General features: G+C 39.4%; 9 protein-coding genes and 1 pseudogene. 3 read left to right on the top strand and 7 right to left on the bottom strand.

Going from position 1 to position 11832, the window contains the following annotated elements; translation table 11 throughout:
- The first annotated feature begins 301 nt into the window (after nt 1-301).
- From VIH09_RS08200 to VIH09_RS08190, 3 genes are read left to right on the top strand one after another with little or no spacing between them, the layout of a single operon-like run.
- Nucleotides 302-1588 (top strand): anthranilate synthase component I family protein, encoded by a 1287-nt coding sequence (locus tag VIH09_RS08200; RefSeq protein ID WP_331579761.1) that lies wholly within the window; start codon nt 302-304, stop codon nt 1586-1588.
- Between the two features lie 47 nt (nt 1589-1635).
- Nucleotides 1636-2946 (top strand): tRNA lysidine(34) synthetase TilS, encoded by a 1311-nt coding sequence (tilS, locus tag VIH09_RS08195; RefSeq protein WP_331579759.1) that lies wholly within the window; start codon nt 1636-1638, stop codon nt 2944-2946.
- Nucleotides 2946-4982: a protein-disulfide reductase DsbD family protein gene (locus VIH09_RS08190; RefSeq protein WP_331579757.1), complete on the top strand. Its 2037-nt coding sequence runs from the start codon at nt 2946-2948 to the stop codon at nt 4980-4982. Before tilS ends, VIH09_RS08190 begins: the two co-directional genes overlap by 1 nt.
- A gap of 79 nt (nt 4983-5061) precedes the next feature.
- Here the strand turns inward: VIH09_RS08190 and VIH09_RS08185 are convergent, their stop codons facing one another.
- The 7 genes and pseudogenes from VIH09_RS08185 to VIH09_RS08155 all read right to left on the bottom strand — a co-directional run.
- Entirely contained in the window at nt 5062-6366 is a 1305-nt protein-coding gene (locus tag VIH09_RS08185) for an ammonium transporter (protein ID WP_331579755.1), read from the bottom strand.
- Between the two features lie 351 nt (nt 6367-6717).
- Nucleotides 6718-6924, bottom strand: a pseudogene (locus VIH09_RS08180) (amidohydrolase); the annotation flags it as partial.
- Nucleotides 6925-7020: 96 nt separating this feature from the next.
- Nucleotides 7021-8094 (bottom strand): alanine/ornithine racemase family PLP-dependent enzyme, encoded by a 1074-nt coding sequence (locus VIH09_RS08175; protein WP_331579753.1) that lies wholly within the window; start codon nt 8092-8094, stop codon nt 7021-7023.
- Nucleotides 8094-9245 carry an alanine racemase gene (gene alr, locus VIH09_RS08170; RefSeq protein WP_331579751.1) on the bottom strand — a complete coding sequence of 384 codons (1152 nt, stop codon included), beginning with the start codon at nt 9243-9245 and terminating at the stop codon, nt 8094-8096. Before alr ends, VIH09_RS08175 begins: the two co-directional genes overlap by 1 nt.
- Nucleotides 9235-10389, bottom strand: a complete 1155-nt coding sequence (locus VIH09_RS08165; protein WP_331579749.1) for an amidohydrolase — start codon at nt 10387-10389, stop codon at nt 9235-9237. Before VIH09_RS08165 ends, alr begins: the two co-directional genes overlap by 11 nt.
- A gap of 6 nt (nt 10390-10395) precedes the next feature.
- Nucleotides 10396-10830 carry a GNAT family N-acetyltransferase gene (locus VIH09_RS08160; RefSeq protein WP_331579747.1) on the bottom strand — a complete coding sequence of 145 codons (435 nt, stop codon included), beginning with the start codon at nt 10828-10830 and terminating at the stop codon, nt 10396-10398.
- Nucleotides 10811-11832, bottom strand: a 1022-nt coding sequence (locus VIH09_RS08155; RefSeq protein WP_331579745.1) for a sodium:solute symporter family protein, incomplete at its 5' end; no start/stop codon positions are given. The genes VIH09_RS08160 and VIH09_RS08155, both read right to left, overlap by 20 nt.

The following is an 11832-nucleotide window of genomic DNA, read 5'->3' as shown; positions in this document are numbered from 1 at the left end:
ATAACTGACGGAAGTATAAAGGAACAGAAGACCAAGTAGAGTCCGAACAATGATGGTGGCGATTTTCATAGTATTTAGGTTTTATTGGTTATCGTTTTATGTGGTGCTGTCACACTTTTATTCCTAATATATTATTTCCCATTACCTGTCCCTTCATCTGAAAAACTGCTTTTTTCAAATAAGCGTTTGTGAGGCGGTACGTTATTGTAAATTTACAAAAAAAAATGGACTGATTTTTCTTATATGATATATTAAAGGTTTTTTTTTATCGTAATTTTGAGTTTTTAAAAACAAGTACTTTTTGAGAACATCGATTCACAAACACATTTCAGACCCAAAATTGTTCAAAAAACAACTTTTAATTTGGTCGCAACAATTCCGCGAAGTTGTTTTTATGGATAGTAATGATTATCCCCAACAGTATTCCAATTATGACTGTTTGCTGGCTGTGGATGCTTTTACTTCAATAAAAACGGACTCCCAAAATGCTTTTGAGGATTTAAAACAATACCAACAAACTACCAAGGATTGGATTGTTGGTTACTTGGCCTATGATCTGAAAAATGATGTTGAGCCGCTGCAATCCAATAATTTTGATGGTCTGGAATTTCCGGATCTGTTTTTCTTTCAGCCAAAAAAAATATTTTTGTTGAAAGGGGATCAACTTGAAGTGCAATACCTTAGTCTTTGCGAGGATGAATTTGAAGAGGATTTAGAAAATATAGTCGAAAGTCGAAAGTCAAAAATCGAAACAGAAGAAATTCTAACGATCCATCAACGGATTTCTAAAGAAAATTATCTCGAAAAAGTGTCAAAAATGCTTGCTCATATCCACCAGGGTGATTTGTATGAGGCAAATTTTTGCATAGAATTTTATGGCGAAAATGCGAACATAGACCCACTGGAAAAGTTCCGGAAACTAAACGATATTTCGCAACCTCCGTTTGCCGTTTTTTTTAAAAACAACAAGCATTTTTTGCTGTGCGCATCCCCAGAACGCTATTTGAAAAAGGAGGGCAATTTGATTGTTTCCCAGCCGATTAAAGGAACGGCGAAACGATTTCCTGATCCGATTGAGGATGAAAAATCAAAAACTGAATTGGCATCAGACCCAAAAGAACGAGCAGAAAACATTATGATTACGGATTTGGTTCGAAATGATTTATCCCATACCGCACAAAAAGGGTCCGTTCAGGTGGCAGAATTGTGCGGCATTTACTCATTTATGCAAGTGCATCAGATGATCTCCACGGTCACATCAAAATTGGATCCTCAATATGGTGTGATTGACGCCTTAAAGACCAGCTTTCCGATGGGAAGTATGACGGGAGCGCCTAAGATTTCAGCAATGAAAATCATTGATTTACTGGAGGAAAGCAAGCGTGGTTTATACAGTGGGGCGCTTGGTTATTTTACCCCCGATGGCGATTTCGATTTCAATGTGGTTATTCGGAGTATTTTATACAATCAGGAAAAGCAATATGTGTCCTTTTCTGTGGGTAGCACCATAACATCATTGTCAGTTCCTGAAAAAGAATATGAAGAATGTTTGCTTAAGGCAAAAGCGATGCGAGAAGTCTTGGAATAAGTGGAATTCATAAAACAATTTCAGATTTTAATCTTTATTTTTGAAGAATGCTAGATAAACTAAAACATCATATTGCCCAAAACTTCCCTTTTTTAGGAAACAAAAAACTATTGCTGGCAACCAGCGGTGGTCTGGATAGTATGGTTATGGCTCATCTATTTCACAAATTGAAATATGAAGTCGCCCTAGTTCACTGTAATTTTCAGTTAAGGGGCATGGAAAGTTTTGGGGATCAGAACTTTGTCCAAGAGTATGCCGAAGCGAATGAAATCCCGATTTTTGTCACACAGTTTGACACAGAAGCTTTCGCCAAAGATTATAAACTCTCCACCCAGGTGGCGGCGCGTGATTTGCGCTACAACTGGTTCTACGAACTTTTGGAGACCGAAAATTACGACTATATTCTCACTGGCCATCATGCTGATGATAACGTAGAAACTTTTCTGATAAATTTAAGCAGAGGTACCGGGCTGGAAGGACTGGTTGGAATTCCGGAGCAAAATGACAAAATCATCCGACCGCTGTTGCTTTTTTCTCGCGAGGAAATTGCAAACTATGCCAATGAGCATGACATTCAGTGGAGGGAAGACAGCAGCAATGCCTCGGATAAATATTTGAGAAACAAAATCCGTCACGATTTAGTCCCATTATTTAAAGAGCTTAACCCACAATTCCTAGCTTCCTTTCAAAAGACACAATCTTTCCTGCAAGAATCACAGCAAATGGTCGAAGACGCTTCGATTATGGTGTATCAGCAGGTGGCAAGTCAAGATGAAAATGAAATACGTTTTGATCTAAATCAATTGAAAAAATTGCCCAATTACAGCTCGTATTTGTACCAGTGGCTGCATGAATTCGGATTCTTGGCATGGGATGACGTATATGATTTGGTTGACAGTCAGTCCGGAAAACAAGTTTTTTCGCCCAGCTTCCGATTGTTGAAAGACAGGGATTTCTTGATTTTATGCCCAATAAACGCTGAAATTGCTGACCAAGATTTTTTTATTGACCGGGACACAAGCGAAGTTAATGTTCCCTTAAATCTTTCGTTTTGTAAGGTAAATGACATTTCCCTTCCTTCAAATACCGCTATATTTGTAGACCAAGACAAACTCGGCTTTCCTTTGGTTTTGCGCCGCTGGAGACAAGGGGATTATTTTCAGCCTTTCGGAATGGAGGGCAAATCTAAAAAAGTAAGTAAGCTTTTTAAAGACGAAAAATTGTCACTGGTAGATAAAGAAAACGTATGGATTTTATGGTCTGGCGAAACGATTGTTTGGGTTGTGGGAGTCAGACAGGATGAACGATTTAGAATAGACGATACCACACAAAATATATTAAAAATACAATTAGAATAATGAGGAAAACTATTTTTTTACTGCTTGCATTTTTGGCTTTCGCCAATGTGAATTCTCAAATATTAGATCCCGTAAAATGGACCACCAAAATTGAAAAGAAATCGGACAAAACTTATATTCTGACTTTCGATGGGGTTATCGAAAAAGATTGGCATATGTACTCCCAATTTACCCCGGATGGCGGACCATTGGCGCTGGAAGTTATATTTAAGAATCAAAAAGGCAATTTTAGTCTTATTGGCAAAGCCAAAGAGAGCAAAACAAAAACGGCCTATAATGACATTTTTGAAGTCGACGAAACTTATTTTCAGAATAAAGCGCAAATTCAACAGATAATACTTGTTAGCAACCCAAAGACGACAAAAATTGAAGCCGAACTGAATTATCAGGTTTGCAAGGAGGTTTGTATCAATCTAGAGAAAAAGTTCACTTTTTCTGTTCCAGCCGGCGCAACTGTATCAGCCATGCCAAAGGTCGAAAAACCAACAGTCGAAATGGCAGATACGGTAGATTCTACAAAGGTTGACTTGCTTGTTCCGAGCCTTGGCGCCAGTACTATTGTGGAAACTACTGCTGATAACGCAGAGATTGAAGCAGCAAAGGGCGATTCCCGAAGAGGGTTATGGTCAATATTTTTTATCGCTTTCCTTTCGGGATTTGCGGCATTGTTGACGCCCTGCGTTTTCCCGATGATTCCTATGACGGTTAGTTTTTTCACCAAACAAAGCAAAAGTAGGGCCAAGGGTATTAGAAATGCTGTTATTTATGGTATTTCGATTATTGTGATTTATGTTCTTCTTGGATTTTTGGTGACCTGGATTTTTGGTGCTGATGCCTTGAATGCGCTTTCTACCAATGTTTGGTTTAATATCATTTTCTTTATTTTATTGGTGGTTTTCGCCGCCTCGTTTCTGGGTGCATTCGAGATTATGTTGCCTAATTCATGGGCCAATAAAGTAGACAATCAAGCGGATAGGGGAGGTATTATCGGAATATTGTTCATGGCTTTGGCGCTGGCAATCGTTTCGTTCTCTTGTACCGGACCCATTGTGGGCACATTGTTGGTTGAAGCTGCCTCCAAAGGAGGAATAGCGCCTATCATAGGTATGTTTGGCTTCTCATTGGCCTTGGCCTTGCCGTTCATGCTTTTCGCCATGTTTCCGGGTTGGTTGCATTCTTTGCCCAAATCTGGCGGATGGTTGAATACCGTGAAGGTGGTTTTAGGGTTTCTGGAATTGGCCCTAGCATTCAAATTCTTGTCGAACGCTGATTTAGTTTTGCAATTGCATTTATTGGAAAGGGAAGTTTTCTTGGCAATCTGGATTGCCATTTTTGGAACCTTGGCCTTTTATTTATTCGGCAAAATCACTTTGCCTCACGACAGTCCGCTAACTCATATTTCAGTGGGAAGACTACTGTTTGGGCTATTGGTTCTGACCTTTACCATTTATTTAATTCCCGGACTTTGGGGAGCGCCATTAAAATTGATTAATGCCTTTCCGCCCTCCGTGGAATATAGCGAAAGTCCTTTTGGAGTAGGTGGTTCTGGAGGGAATGCGCCAATGGCTATTTTACCTGATGGCGCTAAAAGTGGTCCTCACGGATTAGTCGTTTTTGAGGATTATGATAAGGGATTGGCTTATGCCAAATCAGTCAATAAACCAATCATGCTGGATTTTACGGGTTATGCCTGTGTGAATTGCAGAAAAATGGAGAATAATGTATGGCCTGACCCCAAAATATTGCCGCTTCTAAACAATGAGGTGGTCCTTATTTCTTTATACGTGGATGATAAGCGGGATTTGCCCAAAGACCAACAATTTGTTTCTAAAACAACGGGGTCGGAGATAGAAACAGTAGGGGATAAGTGGACTGACTTTATGATCTCCAAATATAAAACGAATACCCAACCTCTCTACGTTTTGACCGATTTGGAAGGGGAAAGTTTAAATAAAGCCACTCCAACCATTAGCTACGTGTCTCTGGAAGAATATGAAACATGGTTGAAAAACGGAATTTCCAATTTCAAGAAATAGGATTAAATTCGGTATTGCAAATCAAAAAGAGGCTATCAGTTTATTGATAGCCTCTTTTTGATTTAAATTATTTAGTTATTTACAAGAATTCCCCATGTTGAGAGATGTCCAAGCCTAGTTCTTCTCTGTCTTCACTTACCCGAAGAGGGGTGATTTTATTCACTATAAAGAAAAGGAAATAGGACATCGTAAATGCAAAAACTGAAACGATTACTAAAGCTATCAGTTGGTGTAAGAAAAGCGTAGTTTCTCCAAAAATAAGCCCCTGATCTGTAACCGCAGGATTTATGGCTTTCGATGCAAACACGCCAGTCAGCAACATTCCGGTCATTCCACCAACACCATGACATGCAAATACATCTAAGGCGTCATCAATTTTACCTTTATGGAACTTGCTCACCATAATATTACTTACGATACTACTGAATACACCTATGAAAAGGGCATTTGGGATGCTCACAAATCCCGCAGCAGGAGTTATCGCGACCAAACCAACGACAGTTCCGATACAGGCGCCCATAGCCGAAACCTTATGTCCGAGGATTTTATCAAAGAAAACCCAGGCCATTCCTGCGGCAGCGGCTGCTACAGTAGTTGTTCCCAAAGCTTGTGCAGCCAATCCGTTTGCGGCAAGGGCCGAACCCGCATTAAATCCGAACCAACCAAACCACAACAATCCTGTACCTAATAGTACATATGTTATGCGAGCGGGATTTGATTTTTGGCCTTTTCTTTTTCCTAAAAACATTGCACCAGCTAGTGCTGCCCATCCGGCACTCATGTGAACAACGGTTCCACCGGCAAAATCAAGGACTCCCATTTTAAAGAACAGTCCCTCCGGATGCCAAGTCATGTGGCATAATGGAGTATAAATAAAAAGAATAAATAAAACCATGAATAACATATAAGCCCAAAAACGAATTCTTTCGGCAAAGGCCCCAGTAATCAGGGCGGGTGTAATTATGGCAAATTTTGCCTGAAACAAGGCAAAGAGCATAAATGGGATTGTTCCCCAGGCAGTTGTAATCCCTACGTTTTTGAACATAAAATAGTCCCTTGGATCACCAATGAAACCTCCTATTGAAGTTCCAAATGACAAACTAAATCCAACAATTACCCAAAGAATGGTCACAATTATCATAGCCATGAAACTTTGTAGCATGGTACTGATGACATTCTTTTTGCCAACCATACCTCCGTAAAAGAAACCTAATCCGGGCGTCATTATCAAAACTAATGCAGTAGCGACAATCATCCAGGCGGTGTCGCCCGTATCAAATTTTACGGCTTCTGATGGAATTGGATTTTCGGCCAACATGAAATTCGTACAGACAGATAGGACCAGAAGGGTGATGAGGATCACGCTTAAAATAATTTTTCGCATTGTTTTTAGTTTTAATTCCGCGTAAAAATATAAAATGTTTCGATATGCCGTTCAAAAACAACCATGTACTCGCTTATTTTTGCGTTATTTAAAAAATGACCCCCTATAAAATGGGAGTAATGCAAAATGTATTGTCAAAATATTGATATATGTTAATTTCAGATCATGAAATGAGTTTAGATTGATAATCATTTCGCCACATCATAATGACTATAACAAAAAAAATCGGACAAATTGCCGCTATTGGCAACTTGTCTGATTTGGAATATTAGTAACTATGAAAATCAATCTACATTTTAATGTGTCATAAAATTGTATTTTCCAATTGATTTACTACTTCTCTGACTTATGTTATTGGTTGTATTTTTGTTTGTACATAGCGTTTAGCCTAGATTGATGATTTTCTAAATTCAGTAATTTTCCTTGAATAAAGGCATGAGTCAACTTGTTTGTTCTCATATCTAATGCGTCTCCCTCCGAAATAAATAAAGTGGTTTGTTTTCCTTCTTCCAAGCTGCCGCATAGTGCGTCTATTCCCAGTAGTTTTGCCGTATTTGAGTTTTACGGTGTCTAATAATTAACATTTGTTTACGGACAAAAAAAGACGATCAAAAATAAATTTGTCGTCTTTTTATTAAAAACTAGCATATACTTTTATCCGATTGTTTTTTCGATATAATCAGAATTCAAAAGATACAGCGCTCCCATGTATTGTATTTTGAAAGAAACTAAATCTCCTATTTTATATTTCTTTTTCGAACTCGAAATGTCAATCACCAGCATATCTGAACTGGCATCAATGATAGTGATATCGCTGTCCTCGGCCTCTATATATTGCGGTTGCATGTCCAACAGACCGATATCCAAGATTGCCCTTAAGGAAGTCTCTCCCAAATCATCTGAATCGCTTGGCACATAGGAAGTGCCAACACCGCTTTCTCCTAACTCACCAATTGGCGCATCCGGTTTTTCGGTGATTTCTATTATTTCTGAATACAATTTAAACACATCATTGTGCATGCCACCAATAGTATCGCCAGTAAAGAGGTCTTTACCGAAGAATAGGGCTTCACCAACTCTGAAATGGTTGACCGCCATGGGACGCGCATTTTTTAGAATCAAAGGGATTGCTACGGAAGTTCCTCCCGAAACCCACGGAATTTGTATGCTGAATTTTGCCTCTATCAGCTGCTTATACAAACTCAATTGAATTAATTTATCTTGGGTAGGCATGATGCCGCTCAAACAATTGAGGTTGGTTCCGATACCGAGAATTTCAATATTGGGCAATTTTAAAATATCACCGTAAAACTCAACCAACTCTTCACCCATTACGCCCTCGCGCAAATCACCCATTTCAATCATAATAATGATTTTGTGGGTCTTGTTTTGTTTAATAGCTTCTCTAGAAAGCATTGTAATAGTGTAAATCTCGGTATTAAAACTTACGTCGGCATATTTTACTATGCTTTCTATGCTTCGCTTTGCTGGAGGTTTGATATATACCGTTTGGATTTCAGGATCTAACGCTTTTATTTTCTTTAAATTACTGATGCGTGAATCGTGCATTTCTCTGACTCCAAGGGCAATTATTTCTTTCAGATAAATTTTATTTCCACATAAAAGTTTAGAAACGACTCCCCATTGAATGTTTCGGGATTTAAAGATAGTATCCAGAAAAGCATAGTTTTCTTCCAGTTTCTTTCGATATAGTTTTATGAATGCCATTAGTCAATGATTTTATGTGGAATCGTTTTAGATATTCGCGTTAATAATTCATAATTCAGTTGATTACTGAAATCACTAAAGGAAGCGACAGAAACAGAAAGATCATTTTGCGAACCTATCAGCACCACTTCGTCATCTTTTTTTACGGTTTCTACGTCCGTAACATCTATTGTCATCATATTCATATTCACCGATCCTACCACTATACATCGGTGCCCATTTATCAGCACCCTTCCTTGATTGCTTAGGGAGCGGCTGTAACCATGGGAATAGCCAATGGGTACAACGGCAATCTTCATTTTTCTTTCAGCCAAAAAGCTGGTCCCGTAACCGATAAAATCACCAATGGCTACCTTTTTGACGCTCATTATCTTACTTTTCCAAGTAATTACGCGATGCAGCGGATCTATTTTGCTTTTTTTGGTGTTCAAATAATTCACGAATACCTCCGGACTGGGCCACAAACCGTATTGCATAATACCGATACGAACCATATCCATTCTGGTTTCCGGAAACATGATAGATGCGGCCGAACAGGCTGAATGTCTCATTTCCGGCTTGAGGTCATTTTTATAAAGATACTGATAAATTTCGTCGAAGCGTTTGATTTGCTTATCGACCCTGTAATAGTTTGTGATGCTTTCTGCACCCGCATAATGGGTGCAAAGTCCCTTAAAGACAACATTTTCTTTTTCCTTTTTGAGGAAAGCGATAACCTTATTCATTTCGCTTTTTTCAAAGCCTGTGCGATTCATTCCGGTTTCAACTTCAATGTGCAGAATGGCTTTTTTGTTTAGTTTCTTGGCCATTTTCCCGGCCTTTGTCAATCTGCTTTTGTCAAAAACAAAAAATTCGACGTCATTATTGATGACCCATTCCAGATCCTCGTCCTGAACAAGCCCCATTACCATGACCGTGACTTTGTCCGATAATTCCTCTTTTACCGACTTGGCTTCTTGGACATCAAAAACCGAAAAATGGGTGATCCCGTTTTCATAGGCCATGCTGACAATTTCTTTAACGCCGTGTCCATAGGCATTGCCTTTCACCACGGATGATATTTTAACTTTTTTCCCAAAGGTAGCCTTCAGAAAATCTATGTTTTTTTTATAGGCCTTGCGATTGAGCTCTATTATTGAATTAGTGTGCATTCGTAATTTGTTTGCTGATTTGGTGAAAAATGGAAATTCCAGTTTCGATAATTTCGTCCGGGAAATCATAGTCGGGATTGTGAAGGGCTGGTGTATTTACTCCAGAACCCAGTCCAAACATGGCACCAGGATATTGCTGGGTAAATAAACCAAAATCTTCCCCCCAGGTAAAAGGCGTTTCTTTTTCCAATAGTTCTAAATCATTGACTTTTGCCGCACTTCTGATGTGATTTGCTGCCTCTTTGTTATTTTCATTGGCCTGAAATCCTTGTGTCCAAACTATGTTGCATTCCAATTGGTGTTCTTTTGCGATTGACTGTGCCAATTTTTCAAGTGTGGTTTCTACTTTCTTCATTTGAGAATTGCTGTCGCTTCTGACCGTAAAATGTACTTCTCCCGCACCGGCAGAAACGCCATAGGCTTTTTTGCCCATTACGGTGTAAATCGGGGTAAGAAGACAATAATTTTCTTTTGAAATATCAGATTGAATAATAGCGTCAAATTGGTTGATGATCGAAGCGATAGCCAATGCGGGATTAATTCCTTTTTCCGGTTCTCCTGCGTGCGCAGTCACTCCGTTTAGTTTTATAATGATACTATTGACTGCGCAAGTGAAGGTGTCGTTTTTGACCACAATTTGATTTTTTGGAAATCCGGGCAAGTTGTGCAAAGCGAAAACGTAATCGGGTTTCAGCAAGGCAAATTTCGGGTCCGAAAACACTTTTTGTGCTCCGCTACCGTCTTCTTCCGCAGGTTGAAACAGTAAAATTACCGTTCCGGTTTCGGGTCTGTTTTGGGAGAGTTCGGAGGCCAGACCGCAAAGTATAGCCATATGGCCGTCATGTCCGCATTTATGCGAAACACCATCGGTTAGCGAACGATGCTCAAATGTGTTTATTTCTCCGATAGGCAATGCGTCCAGTTCGCATCGGAACAGTACCGTTTTGCCCGCTTGCTTGCCTTTGTAAATGGCAGCTATTCCAGTTTTACCTATTTCTGTGATGATTTCATCGGGAGCGTATCTTTCGAGAAAAGCAACTATTCTTTTGGCGGTTTCCACCTCTTTTCCTGAAACTTCGGGGTTTTTATGCAATTCCTTTCGCAGAAGAACTAAAGATTCCAGGCGTTGTTGTAAATTTTCCATTTTGGACTATTTGATGAGACGCATTTCCAGGTATTTGTTGGTGAAACCCAGTTTTTCATATAGTTTTTTTGCGGGATTGTCCGGTTCCACATGAAGTGCAATATTTCCCTCCGCAATTGAGATGGCTTTTTGCATCAACTGTTTTCCGAATCCTTTACCGCGCTGGCTATTGTCAACGGCGATATATACCAAGATATTTTCAGGGATAAAGTCTTTCATGCCGGTATTGTTCAGCACTGTAACACCCACAATTTTATTGTCGTCTAAACCTACCACAATGTTTCCGCCTTTGTCGGGATTCATCACATAGGCGATACACTTTAGAATGTCTTCGATTTTATCTCCGTACTCCTCTAAATGAGTATATAGGAACTCGGCAATCGTACGATTATTATATGTTTTGTCTTCTCCTGAAGCTGCATTAACTATTTTGAATTCCATTTTGTCTTTCTTTTTTGTTATTATGATAAATCGATATTGTAATGAATAGAAGTAGTGAAATACTTATCCCGTAAATATTTGCGTCCAAATGTTCGGGTAATCTTATTCCTAAAGGTAATTTATTTTTGGTAATAATCAGAAAAATTGTGGTACCTCCGCCCAAAAGCATACTCCAAAAAGCGGCGATGGGATGGCTTTTCTTCCAAAATAAAGCACCAAGAACGGGAATGAATAATCCCGAAACCATGAACGCATAGGAGTGGAGCATGAGCTCCAATACATTTTGCATCTGGGATGCTAATAATATTGCAAAAACACCAATCAATAGTGTGACTATTTGCGAAAGCTGAAGCTCTTTTTCATGGCTTAGTTCCTTTTTTGAAAATTTGGCGAGAATATCGGTGACAATATTTCCCGAGGCCGCCATCAAGCAGCTGTCAGCAGTGGAAAGTATGGCCGAAAAATAGGAGGAAAGCATCAGTCCCATTAACCCAACGGGAAGAATGGTCGCCAATAAAACGGGCAATCCCATTTCGCTATCCATCGATGCGGCGTCCGTAATACCTTCAAATATTCCATTTGTGGCGGCCACTTTGGCAAGCATTCCCAAGATTACTCCCATAAAAGCCATGATGGGCCATTCGAAAACACCGGCAATCAGCCACGCTTTTTTTGCTTCTTTTTCGCCTTTACTGGCATAAATCCTTTGGTACAATGTCATTCCCACAAACCAAATCGGAATGATGGTTATCGACCAATTTAAAATTTGATACCATTTGACATTGGTTAATGACAGATATTCAGGAGCTAATGTCGCCTTGATGACGTCATAGCCACCCACAGCATTATAGGCAATGGGAATTCCTATGAAAACTAATCCGCCAATCAATATTAGCCATTGTATGGTGTCAGTATATATAACGGCCTTCAGTCCTCCGATTGCGGTATAAATGACCGCTATTGCACCCATGACAACCAACGCCGTTTGAATGTTTAGGCCAT

It is taken from the genome of Flavobacterium sp. (genome assembly GCF_036515215.1).
In the GTDB taxonomy this organism is placed as follows: Bacteria; Bacteroidota; Bacteroidia; order Flavobacteriales; family Flavobacteriaceae; genus Flavobacterium.
The sequence above is the reverse complement of the archived record's forward strand: the minus strand, read 5'-3'. Positions and strand labels throughout refer to the sequence as shown.

Bases quoted from the DNA above. Each gene is read 5' to 3' on its own strand.
- VIH09_RS08165 (WP_331579749.1), bottom strand. From the start codon at position 10,389: ATGGAAAATTTACAACAACGCCTGGAATCTTTAGTTCTTCTGCGAAAG.
- tilS (WP_331579759.1), top strand. From the start codon at position 1,636: ATGCTAGATAAACTAAAACATCATATTGCCCAAAACTTCCCTTTTTTA.
- VIH09_RS08190 (WP_331579757.1), top strand. From the start codon at position 2,946: ATGAGGAAAACTATTTTTTTACTGCTTGCATTTTTGGCTTTCGCCAAT.
- VIH09_RS08185 (WP_331579755.1), bottom strand. From the start codon at position 6,366: ATGCGAAAAATTATTTTAAGCGTGATCCTCATCACCCTTCTGGTCCTA.
- VIH09_RS08160 (WP_331579747.1), bottom strand. From the start codon at position 10,830: ATGGAATTCAAAATAGTTAATGCAGCTTCAGGAGAAGACAAAACATAT.
- alr (WP_331579751.1), bottom strand. From the start codon at position 9,245: ATGCACACTAATTCAATAATAGAGCTCAATCGCAAGGCCTATAAAAAA.
- VIH09_RS08175 (WP_331579753.1), bottom strand. From the start codon at position 8,094: ATGGCATTCATAAAACTATATCGAAAGAAACTGGAAGAAAACTATGCT.